Annotated in this window: 26 protein-coding genes and 2 pseudogenes; 14 read left to right on the top strand and 14 right to left on the bottom strand. The window is 65.3% G+C overall.

The window, feature by feature from the left end; genetic code table 11:
* Window positions 1–861: an AraC family transcriptional regulator gene (locus VHL31_RS10010; protein ID WP_329661091.1), complete on the bottom strand. Its 861-nt coding sequence runs from the start codon at window positions 859–861 to the stop codon at window positions 1–3.
* 96 nt (window positions 862–957) lie between these two features.
* On the opposite strand from VHL31_RS10010, the gene VHL31_RS10015 reads away from it, so the two are divergent.
* Entirely contained in the window at window positions 958–1,599 is a 642-nt protein-coding gene (locus VHL31_RS10015; RefSeq protein WP_329661062.1) for a biliverdin-producing heme oxygenase, read from the top strand.
* Window positions 1,600–1,793: 194 nt separating this feature from the next.
* Complete coding sequence (glgA, locus tag VHL31_RS10020) at window positions 1,794–3,005, top strand: glycogen synthase (RefSeq protein WP_329661063.1); 1,212 nt, start codon at window positions 1,794–1,796, stop codon at window positions 3,003–3,005.
* Between the two features lie 294 nt (window positions 3,006–3,299).
* Here the strand turns inward: glgA and VHL31_RS10025 are convergent, their stop codons facing one another.
* On the bottom strand, window positions 3,300–3,569 hold the full coding sequence (locus VHL31_RS10025; protein WP_329661064.1) for a hypothetical protein: 270 nt from the start codon (window positions 3,567–3,569) through the stop codon (window positions 3,300–3,302).
* 295 nt (window positions 3,570–3,864) lie between these two features.
* Window positions 3,865–4,968, bottom strand: coding sequence for a hypothetical protein (locus tag VHL31_RS10030; RefSeq protein WP_329661065.1), 1,104 nt, complete (start codon window positions 4,966–4,968; stop codon window positions 3,865–3,867).
* A 423-nt stretch (window positions 4,969–5,391) separates the two neighbouring features.
* Here VHL31_RS10030 and VHL31_RS10035 point away from each other — a divergent pair, with 423 nt between their 5' ends.
* Both VHL31_RS10035 and VHL31_RS10040 read left to right on the top strand, forming a co-directional pair.
* Complete coding sequence (locus tag VHL31_RS10035) at window positions 5,392–6,942, top strand: FAD-dependent monooxygenase (RefSeq protein WP_329661066.1); 1,551 nt, start codon at window positions 5,392–5,394, stop codon at window positions 6,940–6,942.
* A 39-nt stretch (window positions 6,943–6,981) separates the two neighbouring features.
* Window positions 6,982–7,128, top strand: coding sequence for a hypothetical protein (locus VHL31_RS10040; protein ID WP_329661067.1), 147 nt, complete (start codon window positions 6,982–6,984; stop codon window positions 7,126–7,128).
* Here the strand turns inward: VHL31_RS10040 and VHL31_RS10045 are convergent, their stop codons facing one another.
* Entirely contained in the window at window positions 7,129–7,725 is a 597-nt protein-coding gene (locus VHL31_RS10045; RefSeq protein ID WP_329661068.1) for a helix-turn-helix domain-containing protein, read from the bottom strand.
* An 88-nt stretch (window positions 7,726–7,813) separates the two neighbouring features.
* On the opposite strand from VHL31_RS10045, the gene VHL31_RS10050 reads away from it, so the two are divergent.
* The 6 genes and pseudogenes from VHL31_RS10050 (at window position 7,814) to VHL31_RS10080 (ending at window position 13,771) form a co-directional block, all read left to right on the top strand.
* Complete coding sequence (locus VHL31_RS10050; protein WP_329661069.1) at window positions 7,814–8,821, top strand: NADP-dependent oxidoreductase; 1,008 nt, start codon at window positions 7,814–7,816, stop codon at window positions 8,819–8,821.
* Window positions 8,822–9,106: 285 nt separating this feature from the next.
* The gene (locus tag VHL31_RS10055) at window positions 9,107–10,096 is read left to right on the top strand and encodes a TRAP transporter substrate-binding protein (RefSeq protein ID WP_329661070.1); all 990 of its coding nucleotides are present in this window, start codon (window positions 9,107–9,109) and stop codon (window positions 10,094–10,096) included.
* Between the two features lie 93 nt (window positions 10,097–10,189).
* Window positions 10,190–10,672, top strand: a complete 483-nt coding sequence (locus tag VHL31_RS10060) for a TRAP transporter small permease (protein WP_329661071.1) — start codon at window positions 10,190–10,192, stop codon at window positions 10,670–10,672.
* Window positions 10,669–11,972: pseudogene (locus VHL31_RS10065) on the top strand (TRAP transporter large permease). Before VHL31_RS10060 ends, VHL31_RS10065 begins: the two are co-directional and overlap by 4 nt.
* A gap of 822 nt (window positions 11,973–12,794) precedes the next feature.
* Complete coding sequence (locus tag VHL31_RS10075) at window positions 12,795–13,070, top strand: hypothetical protein (protein WP_329661074.1); 276 nt, start codon at window positions 12,795–12,797, stop codon at window positions 13,068–13,070.
* 236 nt (window positions 13,071–13,306) lie between these two features.
* Entirely contained in the window at window positions 13,307–13,771 is a 465-nt protein-coding gene (locus tag VHL31_RS10080) for a cupin domain-containing protein (protein WP_329661075.1), read from the top strand.
* A 169-nt stretch (window positions 13,772–13,940) separates the two neighbouring features.
* Here the strand turns inward: VHL31_RS10080 and VHL31_RS10085 are convergent, their stop codons facing one another.
* The 3 genes from VHL31_RS10085 to VHL31_RS10095 all read right to left on the bottom strand — a co-directional run bounded on the left by VHL31_RS10085 (window position 13,941) and on the right by VHL31_RS10095 (window position 15,602).
* Window positions 13,941–14,441, bottom strand: coding sequence for a hypothetical protein (locus tag VHL31_RS10085; RefSeq protein ID WP_329661076.1), 501 nt, complete (start codon window positions 14,439–14,441; stop codon window positions 13,941–13,943).
* A 436-nt stretch (window positions 14,442–14,877) separates the two neighbouring features.
* On the bottom strand, window positions 14,878–15,114 hold the full coding sequence (locus VHL31_RS10090; protein ID WP_329661077.1) for a DUF1127 domain-containing protein: 237 nt from the start codon (window positions 15,112–15,114) through the stop codon (window positions 14,878–14,880).
* Window positions 15,111–15,602 carry a cupin domain-containing protein gene (locus VHL31_RS10095; RefSeq protein WP_329661078.1) on the bottom strand — a complete coding sequence of 164 codons (492 nt, stop codon included), beginning with the start codon at window positions 15,600–15,602 and terminating at the stop codon, window positions 15,111–15,113. Before VHL31_RS10095 ends, VHL31_RS10090 begins: the two co-directional genes overlap by 4 nt.
* Before the next feature lie 99 nt (window positions 15,603–15,701).
* Between VHL31_RS10095 and VHL31_RS10100 the strand changes: the two genes are divergently transcribed.
* On the top strand, window positions 15,702–16,589 hold the full coding sequence (locus tag VHL31_RS10100) for a LysR family transcriptional regulator (RefSeq protein WP_349262404.1): 888 nt from the start codon (window positions 15,702–15,704) through the stop codon (window positions 16,587–16,589).
* 776 nt (window positions 16,590–17,365) lie between these two features.
* Here VHL31_RS10100 and VHL31_RS10105 read toward each other — a convergent pair.
* Window positions 17,366–17,884, bottom strand: coding sequence for a phenolic acid decarboxylase (locus tag VHL31_RS10105; protein WP_329661080.1), 519 nt, complete (start codon window positions 17,882–17,884; stop codon window positions 17,366–17,368).
* A gap of 303 nt (window positions 17,885–18,187) precedes the next feature.
* Here VHL31_RS10105 and VHL31_RS10110 point away from each other — a divergent pair, with 303 nt between their 5' ends.
* Together VHL31_RS10110 and VHL31_RS26935 are read left to right on the top strand one after the other, a co-directional pair.
* Window positions 18,188–18,670 (top strand): cupin domain-containing protein, encoded by a 483-nt coding sequence (locus tag VHL31_RS10110; RefSeq protein ID WP_329661081.1) that lies wholly within the window; start codon window positions 18,188–18,190, stop codon window positions 18,668–18,670.
* A 95-nt stretch (window positions 18,671–18,765) separates the two neighbouring features.
* Window positions 18,766–18,921: pseudogene (locus VHL31_RS26935) on the top strand (Nif11-like leader peptide family natural product precursor); the annotation flags it as partial.
* Here the strand turns inward: VHL31_RS26935 and VHL31_RS10115 are convergent.
* The 6 genes from VHL31_RS10115 to VHL31_RS10140 form a co-directional block, all read right to left on the bottom strand.
* Window positions 18,859–19,080 (bottom strand): hypothetical protein, encoded by a 222-nt coding sequence (locus VHL31_RS10115; RefSeq protein ID WP_329661082.1) that lies wholly within the window; start codon window positions 19,078–19,080, stop codon window positions 18,859–18,861. The pseudogene VHL31_RS26935 and the gene VHL31_RS10115 overlap by 63 nt on opposite strands.
* A 66-nt stretch (window positions 19,081–19,146) precedes the next feature.
* The gene (locus VHL31_RS10120) at window positions 19,147–19,953 is read right to left on the bottom strand and encodes a hypothetical protein (protein WP_329661083.1); all 807 of its coding nucleotides are present in this window, start codon (window positions 19,951–19,953) and stop codon (window positions 19,147–19,149) included.
* Between the two features lie 132 nt (window positions 19,954–20,085).
* Window positions 20,086–20,871 (bottom strand): amino acid ABC transporter ATP-binding protein, encoded by a 786-nt coding sequence (locus VHL31_RS10125; protein ID WP_329661084.1) that lies wholly within the window; start codon window positions 20,869–20,871, stop codon window positions 20,086–20,088.
* Between the two features lie 25 nt (window positions 20,872–20,896).
* Entirely contained in the window at window positions 20,897–21,871 is a 975-nt protein-coding gene (locus tag VHL31_RS10130; RefSeq protein WP_329661085.1) for an amino acid ABC transporter permease, read from the bottom strand.
* Window positions 21,872–21,903: 32 nt separating this feature from the next.
* A complete protein-coding gene (locus VHL31_RS10135; RefSeq protein ID WP_329661086.1) occupies window positions 21,904–23,187 on the bottom strand; it encodes an FAD-binding oxidoreductase in 1,284 nt (427 codons plus the stop codon).
* Between the two features lie 61 nt (window positions 23,188–23,248).
* Window positions 23,249–24,073, bottom strand: coding sequence for a transporter substrate-binding domain-containing protein (locus VHL31_RS10140; protein ID WP_329661087.1), 825 nt, complete (start codon window positions 24,071–24,073; stop codon window positions 23,249–23,251).
* 267 nt (window positions 24,074–24,340) lie between these two features.
* Between VHL31_RS10140 and VHL31_RS10145 the strand changes: the two genes are divergently transcribed.
* Complete coding sequence (locus VHL31_RS10145; RefSeq protein WP_329661088.1) at window positions 24,341–24,853, top strand: hypothetical protein; 513 nt, start codon at window positions 24,341–24,343, stop codon at window positions 24,851–24,853.
* Window positions 24,854–25,436 lie beyond the last annotated feature (583 nt).

Genomic DNA, 25,436 nt, shown 5'->3' on the forward strand with positions numbered 1-25,436 from the left:
CTACGTGATCGAACGTCGATAGGCGGCCGGGGACAACCCCTTCACCTCTCGAAAGGCGCGGCTGAACTGGACCGCTGACCGGAATCCAACAGCGCGTGCGACTGCTTCCAGGGAAAGCCGCGGATCATCCAGGAGCGGAATCGATTGTTCGACCCGGTAGGCGAGAACGAAGCTGTATGGCGATCGCCCGGTCACGTTCTTGAACGCTCGCGAGAAATGGAACCGGGTCAAGCCGGCAACGTCCGCCAGCTCGGTCACGCCGATATTCTTGTGCAGGTTCGCAGCAATAAAGTCAAATACCCTTCGGAACTGCCGTTCGGAAAGACGACCGTTCTCCGAGCCGATGACGACGTTCAATACCTCGATCGCCGCGAGCAGGCACAGGCTCTCGGCCTGAAGATCATCCGGATCAGGCGACTTGATCAAGGTCTGCAATTTCTGCAGCGTAGACTGCAGCGACCAGTTGCGGACATGGACAAAAGGCCTGGGGTTGATCGAGAGGTATCGCTGACCCAGAACTGCGCGCAGGGCATGCGGATCGAAATACAGCAGCGTGACCGAATTGATGCGTGGCTTGGGCTTGGCCCATCCTGATACGGAACAGCCCTGCGGAAGATACGTGATGGTATTGCGAATGTCGCCACAGCGATCCCGCGCCATTCCATCTACCATGATCTCGCCATCTTCGTGCCAGATATCATGAAGTGCCAGGTAATGGCTTTGGCCCGTGAACTTGTACGAATAACCGGTCTTGCCATCGACAACGATGTGCTCGGCGGCAAATCCTCCCCAACCCAGTGACAATCGTAGCGGCACCTCGCCCTGATGGTTCGGCACGTCCATGATCAGGCTTTCGGCCATCGCCACCGCACCCCTCCAATAGCGCAAATGTGCTTTAAATGGCCTCGGATTGCTTGTACATGCTCAATGTGTGGTCACCAGGAAGGTTGTGTCGCAATGTCTGGCATGCACGCCCGACTGAAGACCCGCACGTCGGCTTGGCACGCCCGGGTCGAACGCGCCTTCGACCTGAAGAGGGTCGTGCGGGACCTGGACCATTACATCTGGACGATCCGTTGCCTGCGGCAGGCCCATGAACTGATCCGCTGGGAGGCCGAGCGCCTGGATCGGCAGACGGGTTCAGGCCGGCTGGCGATGCGGCTGGCATGGATGGATATCGATCTCGCTGCCCTTGGCGCGGCGTCGCCTCCCCCGCCGGAAATGGAGTGGAGCCTGGCGTCGTCGGATCATCTGCTTGGGGCTTTATACGTCCTGAACGGATCGGCCCTGGGCGGCCAGATCATACTTGGGCGCGTTTGTATCGGGCTTGGCCTGAGCCCACGGTCAGGCGCGCGATACTTCCGCGGGGACGGGCGAAGGACCCGCACGATCTGGCAGGCTTTTCTCGATGAACTGGCGGACATCGACCCCCTGTCCGCCAGGGGCGATCGGGTCGAGCAAGGCGCCCTCCAGACCTTCTCCTTGTTGCACCAGCTGCTTTCGCGGACCGTCCTGTTGCGGCCGCTTGCGGTCGAGGCAGTGGAGCCGGATATCCCCACCAAGAAGCTCTGCCGCAATCTGGCCAGCATCGCCGGCTAGAAGGGCTCTGCCGACGCGGTGACGCTTTAGCGGTCTCACTCCAGGCTCGTCGTCATGGAGGCATCCTTCAGAGCACACCCTCCTGCGGATGATCCGCCGCCATCGTGGAGCCGTCTTGCGGCACCGCCTGTTTCCTCATCGACTGGCTGCCATCTACGATGAGCGGCCGGCAAAAGAGATCGGGAGGAAGCCACGTGTCGAAGGTCGGGAAGGTTGCACTGTTCACCAACGAGTACCCGCCCAACGTCTATGGCGGTGCCGGCGTGCACGTGGAGTACCTGTCAAGGGCCATGGCCAAGCTCCTCGCCGTCGAGGTGCGCTGCTTCGGCAACCAGAAGAGCGAGGGCGGCAACCCGGTCGTGCGCGGCTATCCGGCCTGGACGGAAGCGAAGCAGGGCACCGATCCGCGCTTTGGCAGCGCCATCGACGCCTATGCCCGCTCGCTCGCAATGGCCAAGGACACGCTGGATGCCGACGTGGCGCACTGCCACACCTGGTACACCGACATGGCCGGCATGATCGCGAGCCGGCTCTGGGACGTGCCCTTCGTCCTGACCGTCCACTCGCTGGAGCCGCTGCGCCCCTGGAAGGTCGAGCAGCTCGGCAACGCCTACCACCTGAGTACCTGGATGGAGCGCACGGCGATGGAGCATGCCGACGCGATCATCGCCGTCTCGAAGGAGACCCGCGAGGACGTGCTCCGCCTGTTCGATGTCCAGCCGGCCCGGGTGCATGTCATCCATAACGGCATCGATCCCGAGGAGTACCGCCGGACCGAGGCGGACGACGCGCTGACGCGCTACGGCGTCGATCCGGCAAGGCCCTATCTGCTCTTCGTCGGCCGGATCACGCGGCAAAAGGGGATCATCCACCTCGTCAACGCGATCCCGGAGATCGATCCTTCCCTGCAGATCGTCCTGTGCGCGGGCGCGCCTGATACGCCCGAGATCGGCCGCGAGATGGAGGCCCGCGTGGCCGAGGTCAGCGCCAAGCGCCCGGGCGTGATCTGGGTGCGCGAGATGCTGCCGCGGGCCGAGGTCATCCAGTTCTACAATCATGCCGCCATCTTCTGCTGCCCCTCGGTCTACGAGCCGTTCGGCATCATCAACCTCGAGGCCATGGCCTGCGAGACGGCCGTCGTCGCCTCGGCCGTGGGCGGCATTCCGGAGGTGGTCGTGCCGGAGGAGACCGGCCTGCTCGTCAACCCGAGGATCCGGGCCGGCAGCTTCGAGCCGGCCAATCCCGTGGAATTCTCGGCCGGCCTTGCCGCCGCGATCAACCGGCTGGCCCGCGACCCGGATCTGCGGGCACGCTTTGGTGCCAATGGCCGCCGCCGCGCGGTCGAGCAGTTCAGCTGGGACGCCATCGCGCAGCGCACGGTCGATCTCTACCATTCGCTACTCTAGGCTCAGGGGTCCTGCGGGCCCTGAAGGCGTCGCCATGGTTCAGGATCATGCGCGGTCCGGTCGGGATTGGATGGAGATCGGCAGGGACCGGCCTCGCCGGAAGCGGCCCGTTGCTCTGGCAACTGGGCTGCCGGGCGAGGATCGTCCGGCAGCCGAACAGCGGGCAATAGGAGATGCCGCCCGGCCGCAGCACCGGACACCAGGATGGCATCGAGAACAATGATAGCCGCTGGCAGGTCATCTCCGTTCGCGGGCACTTGGTTCCTTCGCCCCGCTCCTGCCATCGTCATGCCGCTACAGCGCCGCGGCCGGGGGCCTCACCTGCTGCTTGGCGGATCCCCCTGCGCGGGCGCAGGTCTTCGGCCCCGCCTGGGCAGAGGATTGGTCGCTGCCCACGCCGCTCGCGCGGTGCAGCAGTTCCGCGCAAAGGCGCAGACCTTCGGTTTGGCCTGACCGCCCGACCGTCGGACCGGCCGCGAACGCGCAGGCAGCACCGGTGCCGACAAGGGTTGCGACCAGCAAGGTCGAATGCAGGCTACGGCAGAATGAATGGTAGATATCCATCGACGTTCACCTCTGCTGGAGCCCGTGCCCAGCCCGGACAGCAGAGGACTAGCGGCTTCTCGCTCGGCCGCGGGTGACAGGAATCACACGAAACAACTGTATTTACGATCATTTCGCGCCGATGCGTCGGGGAGGAGCCGCAGGCGTGACCACTGGCCTCACGTGATCTTGTCCGGGAGCCGGCCCGGTTGCCGCCTGCGAGTTTGCCCGCCATGGCATCCCCGCCCGCCCCGTCGAGCGTTGGCCGGCTCGGACATGTCGAAGGCCGTTTCTAGGAATACTGGCAAGGCCCGCTTCAGGCTGCCTGCTGCACACGGTTGCTGAAGCGCGCATTGCCAAGGCCTGTACCGACCGTCAGCGCTCCCCAATGGCGGACATCCCGCATGCGATGCGCCTCGCTCAGGCCCTGCACCACGGCGTCATTGTGGACGACGATGTGGGGCCGGCGACCTGCAATGTCGGGCAGCGCCTCTTGCAGCCGCGCCGGCAGGTTGAACCCAGCTCCTTCCCATCCGCCGCCTGGCAGGTTCTGGCCGCCACGCTCGATCGTTCCATCTGCCGAGATGACGCCCGGGCAGCCGATGCCGACAAACGGAGCCAAGCGCAGCCTCTCCTGGTCTGCCTGCCCAGCAAGGCCACGCAGCATCTCTGCCAGTCGGGCGACGGCATCGTTCCGGTCGGGGTGCTCGTCGGCGTGGCGCCAGCGTTCTGAGGCGAGCACCCGCGCGCCAGACCCATCCTGGGCCGGCCCCAGGCCTATCAGGCCTACACGCATGTTGGTGCCGCCGATGTCGACGGCGAGGATGGCGTTGCGCCCCTCCAGGACAGCTGGCGGGGCCAGATGGACCGCCCCGCACAGTCCTGCCTCGTCTGGATGACGGGACACCGGGGTTATCTGGATCGGCTCCCCTTGTGCCTTGAGCAGGATGCCGACACGGCCGATCGCCATCAGGCCGACCCGCGCCTCCAGAAAGCCGCCACCCACTGCAATCCGTTCGGTACCTTGCCAGGCGGGCAGGCGCAGGAAGCGGCGCACGACGCCAGCCATCTCGTGGGCAAATTCCTCGATGGCCGAATGCACAAGGCCGGCTGCTTCCGGGTCCTCATCCGCTGCTTGCAGCAGATCGTCCAGTTCGCCCCGATCGATCTGGTGGGTCGGTGTGCCCTCGCCCACCGTACCTTCCAACGGATCCACGCCATTGTTGCCGCGGCGAACACGTACCCGCCAATCTTCCAGCATCGCGATGAAGGATCGATTGCTGGCGCGATCGCCAAGGAAGCCCTTGCCGGTCGGATCTTCCAACTCGGCATTGTAGGTGTCGACACGAACCAGGCGCAGGTCCTTGGCGCCATGTTGCGGATCTGCGTTGAACCGCCTTGGCGCAGCATCCTGCGTCATTCCACTCCCTCACTCGATCTGTGCGTGGCGCGTCCTGAACAAATAGGGTCGGCGGAAGTTTCTCAAGGGCGGCCGCCTGGACGACCTGCCGACATGGCAGCGGATGATCGCTCGCTGCCAGGCCTGCCGCGGCCGCCTCATCATGGGGTGCGCTATGCCAGGATCCTGGCTATCCGGCCGGGCCCGGCGCAGGCCGGACCATGCGCTGACATGGCGCGTCTCCAGTCCCGTGGCGATGATTGCCGCCACGGATTGAGACCCGGCGATGCTGCTGCCGCGGCCTGGCCCGGTCAGCACGGCCTGGACGGATGCCCTGCCCTGCCGCCTTCTCGACCATACATGCCTCACATTGTAGAATTGCTCGGTCCACGGCATCCACTCATGATTCCCTGGCCTCACACGTCATCCGGAGCGGGCAGGTCCATGGTCGTCACATCGTCGGCTGAACGCGTCCTGATCGTGGGCGCCGGCCCGGCCGGCCTGTTCGCCGCGTGCGAGCTTGCCCGCCATGGCATCCCCACCCGCCTCGTGGAGCGCCGCGTCGACCCGCACCGAGAGGCGCGTGCCACCGCGATCCAGCCGGCCGTGCTGGAGGTGCTGGGCCGGGCGGGCGTGCTGCAGCCGTTCCTGGATGCCGGCGTGCCCGTCCGGCGCGTGCGGGTCATAGGTCCCAACGGCGAGGAGATCGCCGCCAGCACGTTCGACGGGATCGGCTGCCTGCACGAGCACCAGTGCAGCCTCCCGCAATGGCGCACCGAGCAGATCCTGAACGACCATCTGGAGAAGCTTGGCGGCAGGGTCGAGCGCGGCGTGGAGGTGCTCGCCGTGGAGGACGCCGAGGTTGGCCTGACCGTGACCCTGCTCCATGCCGACGGTCGGACCGAGCAGGTCCCAGCGCAGTATGTCCTGGGTGCCGGCGGGGCGCACAGCATCACGCGGACGTCGATCCATGGCACGCTGGAAGGTGCCACCTATATCGGCGAGTTTGTCGCCGCCGACGTGCGCACGGACCTGCCGATCCCGCCCGAGGAAGCGCGGCTCTTCCTGGGCCCGCAGGGCCTGGTGCTGCTGGCCCCGCTTCCCGACCATCGCTGGATCATGTTCGTCGGGGTGGGCGAGGTCGCCGACACCCCGCCGGACGAAGCGCAGCTCGCTGCCCTGGTGAACCAGCGCCTCGGCCACGAGGCGGGCATCCATGACGCGCGCTGGATCAACTATTTCAGGATGCACAACCGCATCGCTCCTCGGCTTTCGGAGGGCCGCCGCTTCCTCCTGGGTGATGCCGGCCACCTGTCCAGCCCGCTCGCCGGCGAAGGGCTCAACAGCGCGCTCATGGATGCCGCCGACATCGCCTGGAAGCTGGCGCTCGTCCTCCAAGGTTCGGCCCGCCCGATCCTGCTCGACAGCTATGCCATCGAGCGCAGCCTCGCCGACCATCACGTGCTCGACGTCTCGGACCGGACCCACCGGCACGTCATGGATCTCCTGGCGATGCTGGCCCAGGGCCAGGTGCCCGAGCCCGACGCGCCGGACGCTGCCCGTGATCTCGCCGGCCAGCGCACCCGCGCCATGCTCGACGTCTCCTATGCCGGCAGCCCCCTAGTGGGCGACCACCCGCCGGGTGCCCGGTCGGCCGAGCCCGCACCAGGTTCCCGCTTCCCCGACCGGGCCAGGCTCGCGGGCACCCGTCACCATCTCCTGGTGTTCGGCACGGCCGACCTGGAGCCGCTGCGCCGGCGCTGGTCCGGATTGGTGGAGATCCTGGACGGCGCGGCGTCAGGCTTCGACGCCACCCGCGCCGGCGTTTCCGATGGTGGGGCCGTGCTGATCCGCCCGGACGGCATGATCGGCTTTCGCGCAAGCCCGGCCGATGGCCTCGGTCTGGCGGCGCTGGACGCGCATCTCGCCAGCTATCTCGTTCCCAAGGAACGGACAGCGGCCGCCATCGACCAGGATCAGGACCTGTTCATTTGATGCGAGGGGGTGGTTGGTTTGCTATCGGAGGAGGTTCTGATGGCCCGTCTGTTCTTGTCGAGCGGAAGTCGAGTGCTCACCGAAGGCCTGCCGGGCGACCATCGCATCACCCGCCTGACGCCGTCGCACCTGCCGCCGGCCAGGGGCTTTCTGGCCGACAAAGGCGACGTCGCCGACTGGCGCTGATCATGGGTCCTGGTCCTTGGCGGCGGCATGCCCCCTGTGCTCGCGGCTCTGCCGATCTGACAGGATGGCGCTTGCGATGACATCGAAGAGACGATTGGCGCGCGGCGCGAGCGACGGTTGGTCGTTGAGCCATGCAAGTGCTCCGACTAGTGCGAACAGGTCGACGCCATCGATGTCGGTCCGCGCCATGCTCTCGGCCTGCGCACGGGACAGGAGCCGCGTGCCGGCCGCGCGCATCGTGACGCAGGATGCATGGAGGGCGGACTCTGGATCAGCGATGGCAGCCACCATCGAGGCAATGGCACCACTGTAGGCATGTGCGACGGCGACTGCCTCGCGTAGCCACGACACCAGAGCCTGGTCGGGCGAGCCCGACATTTCGAGTTCGCTCGCCCTTGCCGTCAGCTCGTCGAAGCTCGCGCGGAGCAAGGCCTCGAGCAACGCCTCCCGCGTCGGGAAGTGACGGTACAACGTGCCGAGGCCGACGCCGGCTCTGCGGGCGACATCGCGCAGCGATGCGTCGGCGCCTTGTTCGGCCACGACCTCGCGCGCGGCCGCGAGTAGCTGGTCATGGTTCTTTTTCGCGTCGGCTCGCATCGGCCCAACTTGACAAACGGAGCGGTGATCCGAATATCCGGAATAGCGCTCCGCTTATGATAGTGGATTTGCCTTGAAGGAGAAAGCGATGCCGACGAACACGATGAACGCGATCCGGCTCCACGCGTTCGGTGGCCCCGAGGTGCTGCGTTACGAGGAGGTGCCGCTTCCCGAGCTGAGGCCGGGCGAGGTATTGGTCCGCGTTCACGCCGTCGGCATCAATCCTCCCGACTGGTACCTGCGCGACGGGTACAAGGCAGTTCCCGGGTTCAAGCCGCCGGTCACCTTGCCCGTCATCCCGGGATCGGACGTGTCGGGCGTCGTCGAGGCTGTCGCGGAGGATGTGCAGAGCTTCGTCGCCGGCGATGAGGTCTTCGGCATGGTTCGCTTTCCCAGCTTCGGGGACAGCGCTGCCTATGCCGAGTACGTCGCCGCACCTGCGTCGGACCTGGCACGCAAGCCGGCCGGCATCGATCACGTGCACGCCGCAGGCGCGCCGATGTCAGGTCTCACTGCGTGGCAGTTCCTGATCGAGCTTGGGCACAACGAACCGAACCCGTTTCAATCGGAGTCGCATCGTCCGGTGCCGCTCGACGGCAGGACGGTGCTCGTCAACGGTGCCGCGGGCGGCCTCGGGCACGTCGCGGTCCAGCTGGCGAAGTGGAAGGGTGCACACGTCATCGCCGTGGCATCCGGCGCGCAGGAAGCCTTCCTGCGCGAGATCGGCGCCGACGCGTTCATCGACTACACCAGGAGCCCTCCCGAGGACGTGGCGCATGACGTTGATCTCGTCCTCGATACCCTCGGCGGCCCCACCACCGGTCGTTTCCTGCGCACGCTCAAGCGTGGCGGCGCCTTGTTCCCGGTGTTCTTGGGCTTCTCCGATGCTGAGGAGGCGGCGAAGCTGGGCATCACCGTCTCGATGACCCAGGTGCGCTCGAATGGCGCGCAGCTCACGGAACTTGGGCGCTTGCTCGATGCAGGCACGGTCCGCGTCGCCATCGACAGCACCTATCCGCTCGCGGATGCTCGAAGGGCGCACGAGCGGGCTGCCCGCGGGCACATCCAGGGCAAGATCGCACTGACGGTCGCGTGACGACGAACAATCGAACGATCAAGGAAGAAGCCTGCACCTCATCCCGGAATGACAGGCCCAGGGCCTTGCTCGTGCCGCCAAGGCCGCAGAGCGGATGGCGCTGGCAGCCTGCCTGACGATCGGTACCCGCCGTTGACCTCGTGAAGCCGCAAGATATAGTCAACTGCCAATAGCACGGCACCATGGTCTGCCGCACCGCGGCGCGAATGTCTTGCAGAAGTGCCGGTGGCCAAGAACGATCAGACAGGGAGAGCAATGATGAAGATGACCAGGACACTGGCCAGGATGAGTTTGGCCTGTCTGGCCGGCGTCGCCGGCTTCGCGGTCAACGGCATGGTTGCCAGCACGGCGTCCGCCGACATCACGCTCGTCGGTGCCAGCCAGTTCGACGAAAACCACGCCTTCACCAGGACGATGCGCAAGTTCGAGGAGCTGGTGAACGCCTGCTATACCGACGAGCCGATCGTCTGGGAAATGCACCTCAACTCGGAGCTCGGCCTCGAGAAGGACTATGTCGCCTTCATGAACCAGGGGCTGTCGGTGGACTATGCGGTGGCCTCGCCCGCGCACATGTCCACCTTCTCGAAGATGGCGCCGTTGATGGACATGCCCTTCCTGTTCCGCGACGAGGATCATTGGCGCAAGGTGCTGGACGCCGACGCGTTGAAGCCCGTTGCCGACGACATCCTGGAAAAGGCCGACATCCGCCTTCTCGGCTATGCCGGCGGCGGGACGCGCAACATCTTCGCGACCGAACCGCTGACGACCATGGAGGACCTGAAGGGCCTGCCGATCCGCATGCAGGGCGCGCCGATCTGGACCAGCGTGTTCGACGCGCTGGGCGCGGCACCCACGGTGATCGCCTATAACGAGGTGTATAACGGCATCCAGACGGGCGTCATCAAGGCCGGCGAGAACGAGGCGGCCGGGGTCGAGCAGATGAAGTTCTACGAGGTGGGGCCGCATCTTGCCCTCACCAAGCACGCCATCACCATTCGACCGCTGTTCATCTCCAACAAGACCTATCAGCGCCTGCCGGAGAAGCTGCAGCAATGCGTCGACCAGGCAGGCCCCGAGGCCGGCAAGTTCGGCCGTGAGGCAGAGAGCAAGGAGGACGCGGCCAAGGTGCAGGCCATGGTGGAGAAGGGATGGCTCACGACCCACGAGTTCACCGAGCGCGACAAGATGCTGGAACTCGCCACCCCCGTGCTGGAAACCTATGCCGAGGAGCTCGGTGCTACCGACGTGCTGAAGGCGGTGCAGGGCATCAACTGAGCCGGCACCGCTGAGACCGGCGGGGCCGGCCCAGTCCTCGCCCGGTCGCTTCCCCGCCAGATCCCGCCTTTCCTTCAGCCCACGGGAGCAGTCATGACCCGCGTGCTCGACGCCGTCCATTTCGCGCTGAAGCTGGCGCTGGGGCTGCTCATCGCCGGCCTGCTCGTCCCGGTGACAATGCAGGTCCTGGCCCGCTTCATCGACGTCGTACCGCGCTATATCTGGACCGAGGAGATCGCCCGGTTCTGCTTTGTCTGGATGATCATGGTCGGGGCCATGTGTGCCGTGCGCGACGGCACGCATTTCGACCTCGAGGTGCTGCCGGAATCGGCCAACCCCAAGGTCGAGGCGGCCAAGCGGATCTTCGTCCACCTGATGATGTTCATCGTCGCGATGATCTTCATCTGGTACGGCTGGCAGTTCCTTCTGTTCGGCTGGCACCAGACCTCGGAGATCGCCGAGCTGCCGATGAACTGGATCTTCGTCGCCTGGCCGTTGACCGGCGTCGTCACCGTGCTGTTCCTGGTCGAGAAGATCATGAAGGAGTCGGCCATCTTCAAAGGTGCAGCAGAATGACGCCTGGTCTCGTCGCGGCCATCCTGTTCGGCCTTCTGTTCGTGCTCATCGTGCTGCGCGTCCCCGTCGCCTTCGCCCTCATCCTGGCATGCATGCCGATCTTCTTCCTGGAGCCGCGCCTGACGCCCATCCTGGTCCTGCAGGAGATGTTCCGCTCCTACAATTCCTTTGTGCTGCTGGCCGTGCCCTTCTTTCTTCTCGCCGCCAACCTGATGAATGCGGCCGGCATCACCGACCGGCTGATCCGCCTGTCGCGCGCCATGGTCGGCCATCTGCCGGGCGGCCTGGGCCACGTGAACGTCGTGGTGTCGATGTTCTTTGCCGGTATCTCGGGCAGCTCCACGGCCGATGCCGCCGGCATCGGCTCCCTGCTGATCCCGCAGATGAAGAAGGAAGGCTTCTCCTCCTCGTTCTCGGTGGCGGTGACGGCCTGTTCCTCCGTCATGGGCGTCATCATCCCGCCCTCCATTCTCATGGTCGTCTGGGGCGGCCTGATGTCGATCTCCATCGGCGGGCTGTTCATCGCCGGCATCATTCCCGGCATCCTGATCGGGCTGGCGCAGATGGTCGCGGTCTACGTCTATGCACGCCGCCACGGCATGGGGCTGCACGACCGCGCCACGCCGCGCGAGTTCGGGTCGGCTCTGCTCAGCGCCGTCTTGGCGCTGCTGACGCCCGTGATCATCGTGGGCGGGATCGTGGGCGGGTTCTTCACGCCGACGGAGGCCTCGGTGGTGGCGGCGCTCTATGCGCTGGTGCTCGGTCTGGTCGTCTATCGGACAGTGAGGCCCCGAGAGCTGGCGAACGTCTTCTACGACACCGGCCGGTTCGCAGCGATCGCCCTGTTCTGCATCGGCACCGCGAGCGCGTTCGGCTGGACGCTCGCCTATTTCAAGATCCCGGCCGCCCTGGTCGCCTATGTGCAGGTCATGGATCTCGGCGTGACCGAAATGGGCTTGGCCGTGGCCATCGCGTTCCTGATCATCGGCTGCTTCATCGACGCGATTCCGGCCATCATCATCCTCGGCACCGTGCTGTTCCCGGTGACCCAGGAAGTCGGCATGCATCCGATCATTTCGCGATGATCGGCATCATCAGCCTGGCCTTCGGCCTGATGACTCCACCCTACGGGCTCTGCCTTCTCATCTCCTGCTCGATCGGCGGCATCTCGGTGAAGGCGGCCATGCGCGACGTGGCGCTCATCCTCCTGCCGATGTTGGCGATCCTGGCGCTCGTGGTCTTCTTTCCGGTCATCTCGCTGGGCCTGCCTCGCCTGATGATGCCGCAGTTCGTGAACTGACCCGGCGGGGCCGTTCGCTCCGGTCCGATGGCGGCAGTTCCACTGATCGACATGCATCCCCTTGCGATCCGGTTGCACCAGGAGAGCATGACGGCGCTGGCCAAGGGCTATGGCGTCAGCCCAACCCGATACAGGGGTGGTGCCGTGCGGCAGACGACGACGGGCGCGCGCACGGAAGCAAAAAGAAATCCAAGCCACTGTGTTGACGTTGCGGGAAGAGACGATCATCGTCATCTTCCGCCGGCGTAGCCTGCTGCCGCTGAACGACTGCCTCTACACGCGAAGCCCGATGGCATCAGCCGTCTGCAAGGTCGAGGGCGGCAGGCCTGCAAGAAGCGCTTTGCCAGCTATCGACGGTTTATGCCTGGCAGGTTCTGCTGCCGGCCGATTCGCCGATGGATGGTGAAGTTGCTCTACGCGTAGGAACTGTCGGCCCGCCGCCGTCTTTTCTTGTGGCGTAGCGGTCGGCCCCAGGGCCCTGAATGTGCTGGCGGACGGGACGCATCTGCGATGCTTGCCTGTGCTGCGAGATCCTTCTGCGATGGCCAGCACATGCCATCGTGATGCGCGCAGCTTCAAAGCGCGATCAGTACGAGTTTCGGTCCAGTTGGCGTCTTGAGCGATAACGCTCAAGACATGCATTCGGTCGACATGCGCCTCTGACAAGCTGAGTGATCAAATCGGCCGCAGACCTTCTGCCGGCAAAGATCCGCTTGAGCCGGATGCCTCCGGACCAGTTCAGCACAAGTATTTCACGCACAAGGGAGTAAATAGATTTCAAATTGATCTGCGATATCTAGCGGAAGACGAGATAAAGCTGCCATGAGCGACGAGATCATTGAAGCCATCAACGACGCGGCATGCCTGACATGGCTATGCTCAGCGGTGGCAGGCACGAAGCCGAAAGCATTCGACAAGCGATTGGACAGCGGCGATCCTGAGCTGCTGGCTTACATCGGCCGTCTATCCCAGGCATGGCGGCGACGTTGCGGTGGAACCTATCCGCATGGGATCGCCATCTACGCGCGGCAGAACCTCGATGTTGAGACGCTGCAACCGCCGCCGGACAAGCTGCTATGCCAGTATTTCGGGATGTGAGACTGGCTGAAAACGGTGGTCTTGGTCCACAGTCGATAGCTGCATGGTTCCGGGAGGAGGTGGCGCGGGTTGATCTTGGAGATGGATGGATCGGCCTTTCAGGCATCACGGACGGCTGGAACGGTGTTCGCCATCGCAGCGCCTTGAACTGCTTGGCGAAAATGCAGGCGGCAACGAGCGGCGGGATGCGGGCTCCGGACCTGGGCACCATCCGGGACTGCCGAAAGGAGAAAAGTGTGACCGTCATCACCCCAGGCCAGATGGTCGTGGAGGAGAATTCGCCGGAAAGCCCCTGCGGCCCCAGCCGGAGCTTGTGGATCAGCGAGGCCGGCGGCCTCACCCAGTTCGGCGCCTTCATCGAGATCCTGCCGCCCGGCTCCCGCTCCTCGATCAGGCACTGGCACAGCTCGGAGGACGAGATGGTCTATGTCCTGGAGGGCGAGATCACGCTCATCGAGGGTGACACCGAAACACGGCTGCACCCAGGCGACGCCGCGACCTTCCGCGCCGGCGAGGCGGTCGGCCACTACCTGGAGAACCACAGCCAGGCGCCGACCCGCTGCCTCGTGATGGGCACTCGCGCGCCTGTCGATACGATCACCTACCCGGACCACGACCGCATCTGCCACCGCGACCGCTCGCAGCCGGACGACCGCTGGACCGATGGACAGGGCCATCCGGCGTCCAGCCCCTACGGCTAGCACCGCCTGCCCGTCTTGGCCTCCGTTGGAAGGCTTCCGGCGGACGGTTGCACAACCGAACCTGCGCGCAGGCCCAGGCAGAACAGCGCACGGCCACGAGGACCGTGCGCTGTTCGCCAGCTTGCCTGGCTGGTCCGTTTGTGGCCGACCGGGCCGGCGGATCCGGCGGCTAGAGCCCCAGGCCCCGCAGGATCTGGTTGATCCGGTTCACCACGCCCAGGAGATTCTGGAGCAGGCCGGGACCGTTCAGCAGGTTCGCCAGCCCGCAGAGCAGGTCGCCCAGGAGCCCGCCGCCAGGCACGGCCTCGATGTCGAGGTTGATCGGGCTCAGGTCGATCACCAGGCCCAGCAGGTCGAGGTGGATCGCCCCGATATCGAGATCGAGGATGGAACATACGGCCTGGGCCGAGACGGCGTCCCCGGCGGCCCCTTGGGTCAACGTCGCGGGCGCGCTGAACTGCTGCGGTTTGGCACCCGCGATGGCGCCGCTCACCGGCGTGATCACGCCGCTCACCGAAAGGCCGCGAGTCTTCGGATCGACCTTGAGCGACTGGATCAGGACATCCGCCGTGACATCGCCGCTGGCAGAGACGCTCCTGAATGTGCCGGTCGCGCCCTTGAGCAGGAGCCCACCTTTGGGTCGTGCCTGTGCTGTGTCGGCACCCACCATCGACAGAAGTCCACTGGCGGCAGCCAAGGTCCCGATGAAAGTACAGTACGGCGTTCCATGAATTAGCCTCCTGAGTGACGGTCGGCCCGTCTTCTTCAGATTAGTTGCATCTCGCAAACAGGCCCGCGCGCAGCTCAGTTCCTGCAACTATGGTCTGTGTATCATTTTGCATGACCAGTTCATTTATTATTAATGGACCTGAGCGAGCAGCTAACATTTACTTTTCTACATGACTTAATGTTGACTGTTCGGATAACTTCTCATTCGCTGCGGCTCCAGGGCATCTTCGATGGCGGTCAAGGCGTCGACCTCGTCACACCGAGCCGTACGACAAAGGGCCGAAGGCATGTCGTCAAAGGGTGGGGCTGGTCTGGCCGCGTTTGGTCGGGGTGATGAGATCCACCGTGCTGACGAACGCGCCCCAGCCTGACCGTGATCAGGCTGGATCGCGTCCGCTCCACGCCATGCGCTCGATGTCGTTTCGGGTCAGGCCAAGATCGCGGAGCAGGTGATCGTCGAGAGCTGCGAGTTCCCGGATCGCGCGCTGCGCCCGGTACATGCGCCGGATCGAGGTCACCAAGCGCGCCAAGCCCGCCCATGGGTGCACAAGCTGGACTGGCTCCTCGGCAACCTGCCTGGCATCGAAGAGGCGCAGCGCAGCAAGAGCCGTCATGACCATGCCCTTTGCGTCCCATCCGGGCCGGCGGACATCGGGGGGCCCAGCACGACCGTGCCGTAGGAGGCAGCCAAGGCGGCTATCCCCTCTGGGGCGAGCCCGTTCAGTCGGGTGAACAACTCCTCGATGCCGCCCGGCGCGAAGGTGGCGATCATGCGGCTGGGCGTCGTCGTGCGGTTGATCCAGGCATGCGGCGTGCCCGCCGGGATGAGGACGAGGTCGCCGGGTGACGTCTCGAGGATCTGGTCACCGAGCCGGAACGTCGGGTGGCCTGCCACGATGTAGAAGGTCTCCTCCTCGACATGGGTATGCAGCGGGGCGGCACAGCCGGGGGCCGCGACGGACTCGATCACGGAGAAGCGGCCTTGCACCTGCGTGCCGCGGACGCGGACAGCCGTGCGCTCGCCGGGAATGCCGTCAAACCACTGGACGTCGTCGCTTCCCGTGACGCCGGGTTCCTGGGCTGCGGATGGCAAGATGGACATGGGTTGTGCTCCGTTGGATGGCGCAGCCTTATGAACGTTTCCCGATATTTGATCATCACGCCTTATGTAGATGCAGACATTCTTGTATGTTGATGATCCATGGATACCCTGGTGAGCCTGCGCGTCTTCCGGACCGTCGCCGAGCTGAGAAGCTTCACGGCCGCCGCAAAGCGCCTGGGCCTCTCGCCCGCCATGGTCAGCAAGCACGTCATGCACCTGGAGCGGCGGCTCGCCACGCGCCTGCTCAACCGGACCAGCCGGCACGTCAGCCTCACCGAAGCCGGCCTGCTCTACCTCGACCAGGCGCGGCAGATGCTGGATGGGCTCGACGAAGTCGAAGCCGCTGTCAGCAGGACGACGGTAACACCGCGTGGCACCTTGCGGCTGAGCGCGCCGGTGTGGATCGCCGATCCGGTCTTTGCCGGCCTGCTGGCGGACTACCGCGCCCGCTATCCGGAGGTGCGGCTCGACGTCGACCTGAGCGGCCGCATGGTCAACCTTGTCGAGGAGGGCATCGACCTGGCGCTTCGCGCGACGGCGTCACCCGATCCCGGCCTGATCGCGCGCCGGCTTGCCGACATCACCTTCCGTCTCGTCGCCGCACCCAGCCACCTCGACCGGACCGGTCGTCCCAAGGCCGTCGCCGACCTGGACGGGCGCGCCCTGCTCTCCAACAGCCTGCACTGGCCGGACGGCAGCGTGACCTTGGACGGCCTCGACGGGCACCGGACCGTGCGGTTCGACCCGGTGCTGCTGAGCGTCAACGAAACCCTGCTGCACCTCGCCGCGCTGGAGGGCATGGGCCTCGCCTTCCTGCCCGAGTGGATGATCCGGCAGGACCTCGCCGAGGGGCGCCTGGAATCGGTGCTCCATGGGGCCTTGGCGTTGCATGGCTGCCTGTTCGGCGTCTACTCGAGCCGAAAATATCTCTCCGCCAAGGTCAGGACCTTCCTGGACTTCCTCGCGCACGACCACCGGCTGCGCTAGCAGGCCGGATCACCCCGCCGGCCGGCATCTGGCGACATGGCCTGGGCACCAGTCCATTCGGCTCGCCATGGGCATAGGCGGGCTTGCCGGACACGCGATGTCCATCACCATCGGTTGATGCACCCGCAGCCGATCGGGCCGTCGTCCCCTGCGCCCACACGTCGCCGCCCTCGTCGATGGAAGGAGGGCGAACCTTTCCTGGCCTGGCAGCGCATCGATTCCCATCAACCCGGCCAGGAACGAGCAGGCACGGCAAGAGCGGCGCGACGGCGCTCTGCCGGCAAGCTCGATGCAGCGCGCCGCCGACCTGGCGACGATCGCCCGATGGCACGCTCGCTTCACCCCGTCGATCGCGGCGAACCACGCGCTGTCTGCCGCCGCCCGGCCCCAGCCGATCGAGCGCCACAGGGCTTTGCCGCCAGCCGTCCAGCGAACCATCATGGTCTGCAGCGCACATCACCCTCCAGATCGCGAGGTGACGTTCATGCGTTTGCACAAAAGCCGATAGCTGTCGCCGAGCGTGGTACCACGCTCGCCATCGAGGCCTTGAACCGCATCCAGGGGACGTGGAAGGTACCGCTTTGCGAGTGGATCCTGTCAGCTTTGCTGGTCGTCACTCCGTGGGATCGGGCTTTGCCCGATGGCCAAGGGGCGAGGCCGCGGTCCTGTTCGGCGAGCGCGTCACCGAAGGCCATGACCAAATCATGGCAACCGCCCGCCATACATGGAATGCCCGCCAGTCCCGGCCAGCGTCCCGGTTCGATGAAAGCGGGACCTCAGTTGCGTCTCGCCGCATAGCCAGCCGGCAGTTCCTCGGGCCCGCACGCGATCACCGTCTCGTCGTCGCGGGCACGATCCTCCACGAAGGTGATCTCGGCGAACGTATCGACCAGCTCGATCGGATAGGTCGGCCCGGCATCGCGGTAGGCGAGCATCCGGTCGATCTGCGGGTTCTGGAAGCCGACGATCTTCTGCGGCGCCTCTACCACCCAACGAGGGAAGAAGATGGTCCCGTGAAGGCGCCGCTCGACGAGATTGACAGCAACGCTGACACCGGTCCCGGTCGGCTCGACCCAGGAGGCCCTGAAGACGTTGTCGGCCAGCCTGACGATATGCGCTTCCTGGTTCTTCACCCAGCGGCCGCCGACGATGCCGCTATGCACGCGGTACTCCAGATGGCGCTCGTTCTTGATGTAGGTCTCGTACTGCCAGCCATTGTCGTAGGTGTAGATGTAGTGCTTGCCGACAAAGGCGGCGATCTCGGCTGGTCGGGTGGACGCGAAGGGGTCGGACATGCTGGTCTCCATCGTGAGGAACGTCGGGGGACACGGCCCGCTTCGTCGATGCGCCCGACAGTGTCGGCAGCTTCACCGCCACCTACGACCTGCCAACGACGCTCGCCCAGGTCCGCCTCAACCTGGGGTCGACCGCAACCAGGCAGCTGCAGCTCGAGTACCAGGGCCAACTCGGTGGCGACTTCCAAGAGCACGCCGGCTTGCTTAGGGTCAATCGGCTGGGCTGAGGGCGGCGCGCGCTTCGGCGGGTAGCGGCGGCGCGTGGCTGCAGCCAGCCCTGCCCACCGTCACGGAAGCCTGCCGATGAACATCTCCTTCGTCCATTCCAGCGTGTTCGAGCCACCCATCAAGGTGCCAGCCATCGGGCTCGACCTGTTCGTCCGCCTGCCACCTGCCGCAAGCGACGGCGAGTTCTGCTTCATCGAGACGATCAACGCGCCGGGTGCCGGCCCACCCTTGCATCGGCATCGGGAAGCGGAGATCTTCCGCGTGATCGAGGGGCGCTATCTCTATCAGGTGGGCGAGCGACGCTTCTTCGCCGAGGCGGGGGACGTGGTCAGCATCCCGGGCGGCGTTGCCCATGGCTTCGTCAACATCACGAAGGCTCCGGCCCGTCAGTATATCCTCATCGCGCCAGCCCTGGATGCCAGGGCGTTCTTCACGGAGCTGGCCGCCGTGATGCGGGACGGCCTGCCGGATCGCATGGCCCTGAATGCCTTCGGCGCCAAGTGGGGCGTCGAGTTCCTGGGACCGCCCCTCAGCCTGCACGACATGCCTGCCGGCTGATGCGTTCCATCTGGAGGCAAGGCAGGATGGACCGATTGACGGCCTGTCCTTGCTGGGGCAGCGTCGTTCATGTGCCATTACATGGGAGGATTGAAATGAGCCAGGCAGATGTCGAGCGCTTCACGCGCGACCTTCAGAGCAACGAGCAGTTGCGCAACGAGATCAAGAACAGCGCTTCCGGTCTCGCATCAATCGTCGATATCGCCAGGCGCCATGGCTATGACGTCAACGTGGATGAGGTGAAGGCGCATCTGCGCAGCCAGGCGAACCAGGACTTGAGCGACGAGCAGTTGGAAGCCCTGGCCGGTGGTGCGGGTGATCCAGCGTCTGCGGTCGCCAGTGACCAGGATAGCATCGGGATTGGCGGCACCTTGCGCCTCGCCATGCAGGGCCTCCTTTGCGCCCATCATGCCCGCCACCGCACGAAATCCCGACAGTCCCTCGTCGGCTTCCTCGCCAGCCCGGCCGATGGCGCCCTACGGCCTCCCCTCGACCAGTTCGACATACCGTTCGGCCGACCGAGCGACGATCGCCGGCCCATCCTGCAACACCTCCTGCCCCAAGAACGCCCCATAGATCCGCTCGTACGACCATGGCGCGAGCCGTGCCGCAACCCGGCGCACCTCGCCGGCCGCCAGCGGCATCATGTTCGGATAGCTCCACATGAACGACACGCGCCTTGCCCCAGGCGTGACCTGCACGATGTCGCCGGCCAGCAGGACGCCCTGGCCGTCGGCGGCACCTGCCCAGTGCAGCACGGTCCCGCCCGCAAAATGCCCACCGGCTCGGATCAGGGTTGTCCCGGGTGCAATCTCCAGCGTGTCGCCCGCCCAGGGCCGGATCGACGGCGACGGGCGCATGATCCAGGCACGGTCGGCCTCGTGCAGGTAGACAGGAGCCCCGAAGGCGGCGGCCCAGTCCTGCATGGTCGTGTAGTAGTGCGGATGGGAGATCGCGATGGCTTGGAGGCCACCCATCGCCTGGACCAGGGCCTCCGTCGCCGGATCGAGCAGGGCGATGCAATCCCAGAGGATGTTGCCCTGTGGCGTCACGAGCAGGAAGGCCCGCTGGTTGATGGCGAAGGCCGGCACGGTCTGCAGGCTGAACAGGCCCTGCTCGTGACGGCGCCATGCGTTGCGATGCGCCTGGGCCAGGGCGTCCCGGCTGATCCAGGACTGGCCGGACGCCGGCACGTACTGTCGCTCGTCCTGGCAGATCGGGCAGGCCTCGGGCGGCGAGGACGCCTCATACGAGGTGCCGCAGGCGGTGCAAAGCAAGACCATGTCCGAGCGCTCCCATGTCATGGCCGGTCTCGCCGCCACGCTTGAGGAAACTAGCGGCGGCGTCCAGTCACCGCATGGCCTTCACCGTCCCGACGATCGTGCCGGGCACCCGGGATCAGCCATCCGCGGCGTTCAGTGCAGGATCTGCTGCAGGAAGGCTCGCGCCCGCTCGGCCTGCGGGTTGGAGAAGAAGGCCTGGGGCGTCGCCTGTTCGACGATCTTGCCCCGGTCCATGAAGATGACGCGATCGGCGACCTGCCGGGCGAAGCCCATCTCATGGGTCACCACCGCCATCGTCATGCCCTCCCCAGCCAGCTGGACCATGGTATCCAGCACTTCCTTGACCATCTCCGGGTCGAGCGAGGAGGTCGGCTCGTCGAACAGCATGATGTCCGGCTCCATCGCGAGGGCCCGGGCGACGGCGACACGCTGCTGCTGGCCGCCGGAGAGCTGGGAAGCGAACTTGCCGGCCTGTTCGGGGATATGCACCTTGCGCAGGTAGTGCAGGGAGCGCTCGTCGGCGTCCTTGGCCGCCATGCCCTGGACTAGGCGAAGGGCGATCGAGCAGTTCTCCAGCACCGTCAGGTGCGGGAACAGGTTGAACTGCTGGAACACCATCCCCACCCGCCGACGTACCGCCTGGACCGTCTTCGACTCCCGCGTGAGCCTGATGCCGTCGACCAGGACCTCGCCTTCCTGGAAGCCCTCCAGGCCGTTGATCGAGCGGATCAGCGTGGACTTGCCCGATCCGGACGGCCCGCAGATGACCAGCCGCTCGCCCCGGCCGATCAAGAGGTCGATGCCGTCCAGCACCTTGAACGCGCCGAACCACTTGCCGAGCCCGCGGATCTCCACGGCGGGCGCCCCGGCCAAGGGCTGCGGCTCGCCGGCGTGGGGGTTCCGGTTCCGTCCGATCATGACGTCCACCTGGCGCCAGCGGGTTTCATCGTGCACTTGCCCGGTTGTAGTGGCGCTCGATCCGCGCCTGGACGAGTTCCAGGACGATGGAAAGGATCCAGTAGATCATCGAGGCGGTGATCATCATCTCGATGTGGCGGAACTCGGTCTGCCCCTGCGTGCGCGCCAGGTACATCAGTTCCCACACGCCGACGACCGAGACGAGCGAACTGTCCTTGAGCATCGCGATGAACTGGTTGCCGGTGGGGGGAATGATCACCCGCATTGCCTGGGGCAGGATGATCCGCGTCATCGTGCTGGCGGGCTGCAAGCCCAGGGCGCGCGAGGCCTCCCACTGGCCCTTCGAAATGCTCTCGATGCCGGCCCGGAAGATCTCGGTCATGTACGCGCCGTAGCAGAGCGAGAGGGCCGCGATGCCGGCCGGAACGGCATCGATGACGTAACCGAGTTGCGGCAGGCCCAGGTAGATCATGTAGATCTGCATGAGCAGGGGCAGCCCCCGGAACAGCGAGGTGTAGAAATTCGCGATGCCGAGCGCGATTCCATTGGACGACAGCTTCGCGATGGCACCCATCAACGCCAGGACCGAGGCGATGACGATCGAGACGGCCGAGATGTAGAGGGTCATCAGGAGGCCCTGCCTGAGCAGGAACCAGATCTTGCGGCGGATGAAGTCGAAGCTCAGGTCGAACGAATAGAAGAACAGAAGAATGAGCGCGGCCAGCTCCAGCCAGACGACATAGACCTGCCACCGCAGCGGCAAGCGCAGGACCACGCCGACATTGAAGCCGATGATCATGGTGATGGCAGCGGCGACGACGAAGTTTCCCAGAGCCGGCGACAGCGTTGCCAGGCCCAGCGACCCCAGGACCTCCTGCCCGACTTGGCTGGCGCCCACGTGCCAGTACTGAAGCACGACGAGAATGCCCAGAAGGGCCGGGACGAAGACGATCGGCCGCGTCAGCAGGGGAGGATAATCGACATTGTCTGCAAACTGCATGTGCCGTTTCCGTTAGCGAATGCGGTGCCGCGTCAGGCCGATCGCCGTTCCCGATAAAGGTCCATCGCCTGATAGCTCCAATAGGTGAGCTGGGCCGCGATCCTGCCGGCAAAGCCGCCGTTCCACACCAGGCCGAAGGGAGCGAACAGCCGGTAGCGGTCGGTCTCGCCGGTGATGGCCTCGGCGATCAACCGGCCGCCGATGGCGGTCGTGTTCAGGCCGTGGCCTCCGAACGCCGTGCAGTACCAGACGCCTGGCCGATAGCGGCCGATCTGCGGCATCAGGTGGCGGGCGTAGGACATCAGCCCGGACCAGACGATGTCGACCGGCAGGTCCTTGAGCTGCGGATAGGTGGAGACCATGGTCTGGTGCAGGAGCCTGCCCAGCCGGCGGGGCTCCGTCGTCCGCGTCGTGATCTTGCCGCCCCAGAGGATCCGCTCCCCGCCATCGACGAGGCGGTAGTAGTCGCCCGCCCGCCGGTCGTCGCCGATGGCAAACCGTGTCCGGATGGCGGTGGCGATCAGGTCCTTCGCCGGCTTGGTGAGCATCACGTAGGTGGCGATCGGCAGGTAGCTGCGCTGCAGGGAGGGCAGCAGCCCGCCCGTGTACCCCCCCGATGCGATCACGACGTCGCCTGCGCGAACCTCGCCATGGCTGGTGCGGACCGCCTTTGCCGGCTGGTCGATCGCGATGTCGAGAACGGCCGATCCCTCGAAGATGCGGCCGCCCAGCCGCTCGATCTCCCGGCCCAGGGCCCGCGCATAGTTCAGCGGGTGGAAGTGGAACGCGTTGGGATCGAAGAGCGCCTGATGGTAGCGCGGCGAAATGAGCAGGTCTCGGACCTGGGCCCGGTCCTTGAACTCCACGCGGTAGCCGAACTCCCGCTCGAGCCAGTCGCGATGCGCGCGCAGCTCGTCGGCAGCTTCACGACGCACCGTGGCGAGGATGCCGGGCATCAGGTCGGCATCGGGAATGGCCAGGGTCTGGACGGTGTCGGCGACCGCCCTGGCACCTTCGATCGACAGCCTGTGCAGGGCCTTGGCGTCGTCCGGTCCGGCCAGTCGTTCGATGTGACGGTAGCCTGCCGCATAGCCTGGGCCGACGAAGCCGCCATTTCGCCCGGACGCTCCCCAGGCGATCCGCTCGGCTTCGAGCACGCAGACGCTTCGCCCGCGGCGGGCCAGCTCCAACGCTGCGGTCAGCCCGGACAGGCCGCCGCCGACGATGCAGACATCGGCATCTGAGCGGCCGGTGAGCGCAGGACGTTGCACATCGCCGGCCGCGCCGGGCCGGTAATAGGTATCGACGTAAGACATCACGGGGATCCGGCGGAACAGGGAGCAGATGGGGACGGCGGCCAGCGCCGTCCCCGCCGGATCAGTGGCTGTAGTCCTTGCCGTACCATTTCGTGGTCAGCGCACTCAGCGTGCCGTCCTTGCTCATGTCCTGGATGATGCCGCCGAGCTTGGCGGTCCATTCCGGATCGCCCTTGTCGGCGACGACGACCAGCGGCTCCTTGAAGGCATAGTCGCCGGGAAGGACCTTGATCGGGTAGCCGTTCTTGATTGCACCCATGACGGTCTGCTCCGGTGCGATGACCGCATCGACACGCACGCCGTCGCCCAGGCGGAGGTCGTCGAACGGCAGCATCGAATCGGCGTAAGTGAGGACCTCGCCGGGCTCGAGCGTGTAGGTCACTTCAGGAGCGTCCGGCGCATCGATCTGCAGCTGGCGCCGGATATAGTCCTCGGACGTCGTGCCGGTCTCGACGCCGATCTTCTTCCCGTTGAGGTCGGCGGTCGAAGCGGCCGTGCTGTCCTCGTGAACGGCGAAGACATAGGGGCTGTAGTAGTAGATCCCGGCGAAATCGATCACCCCGGCCCGGGCCTTGGTCGGCGTGATCGAGCCGACGGCCAGGTCCCAGCGCCCATGCCAATGGCCGCCGGTCATGACCGCCCATTCGGGGGTCTCGAAGCTCGCCTCGGCACCCAGCCGCTTGGCGATCTCGTTGGCGACGTCGATGTCGAAGCCGACCATCTCGTTGTTGTCGTCGAGGAAGCTCTGCGGCGGCCAGCCGCTGTTGGTCGCGACCTTGAGCGCACCGCTCGACGTGACGCGATCCAGCGTCTCACCGGCCGACACCGCACCAGCGGCCACCGTCACCCCGAGTGCCGTCAGGACGGCCAAGAACATCCGTGTCATTTTTTTGCTTCCTTTGCCCGTGAATGCGGAAAAGCCATGGGCGTCGATTGGTGCGCTTCGTTGGTGTTTTTTGTCGCCCGGCAAGTGCCCCCGCATGAACCCTTAGGAGAGGAAACGATGCGATGCCAGGGGCAAGAAGCAGGTTGGCGGTGATGGGGGCGTTGATCGCCTGGGGGTGATGCCTTGGTCCTGGAGTATCAGGATTGTCAGCACTGGGTAGCGACTGTGCCGCGGCATGGCTGGTGGAAGTGCAAGACCTGACCTCCCATGCCCCACGTGCCATTTGCTCATAAAATGCCGTCGGATCTCGTAAGGCACGGGGTCGCGTATCACGGACGTGAAATCCGCGAAGCGCACTATGGGGTCACGCTTGAAAGAAACCGACTCTTCAACGTCCTCTGCCTCCGCCGGACCAAACACACGGCCAAGCTCAAGTTCAGACTGCCAGGTCTGGTAGGCGAGCTGATCGAGCCTATCGCCGTGCAGCGGCAAGCTCAGGCTCAGAAGCCGCAGGTGTACCGCGAGACCGATCTGACAGAGCGCCAGGTCGATCACGCCATCATGCAGATGTACCGAGACGGCGTGCTCAACGTGCAGCGCATCGCCGACGTCTGGAACGAGTGGGAGAAACCCACCTTCGAGGAGATCGCCGAGCGGCACAACGCTTGGAGGCGCTTCAACGCCACCACCTTCGCCCTGAAGGGCAAGGTCGCGGAGAATCCATCAGTAACGACACGGCTCCATCGCGTCATAGATGGTATCTGTGAAACGATCCATTAACGCCTAAAGCTTCCTAAGCCCCGCCACCGAGCGGGGCATTCTTTTGCTCGGCTACTAGGATTTCAACCAGAGGACCGTCTTATGCGGAAGCCACACTCCTCCGTCGCCGCTAAGCACTTTCCAATGTATGTTCCTTGGATTTCTGCGCAGCTGTAGCTCGACCTCAGCAAATGGAAATGCCGTTTTACCCTTGAAGTGAGACAGTCGAAGTCGAGCGCTTCGCCATCCTACCTCGACGTGTGCATCGAGGGTACTTTCGTAACCACTTGCTGTAAGTGTGCCTGACAGCACTCCATCATCAAGGGTCAGTTCGAGGTCAACGAAGTTGGTTTCAGTGCTGTGGATATCTCCTTCGTTGGTCCAGGACCCTACTAAGTCGTTCTTTAGACTTTCTCTTCTACTTCTCTGCGTTCTTATGATTCCATATCCGGCCGCAAGCAAGCTGGACTGCACCCCATTTGAACCGGACAGGGTCGATAGCCGATAAGGCATAGGCATACGCCTATGGATAAGGTCATGGCTTCTGATCCAAACGGACCCCCACCGCGCATCGAGGTGATCACTGCCGTCCAGCGTCGGCGCC

Origin of the sequence: Geminicoccus sp. (assembly GCF_036263595.1) — a bacterium.
GTDB lineage: Bacteria > Pseudomonadota > Alphaproteobacteria > Geminicoccales > Geminicoccaceae > Geminicoccus.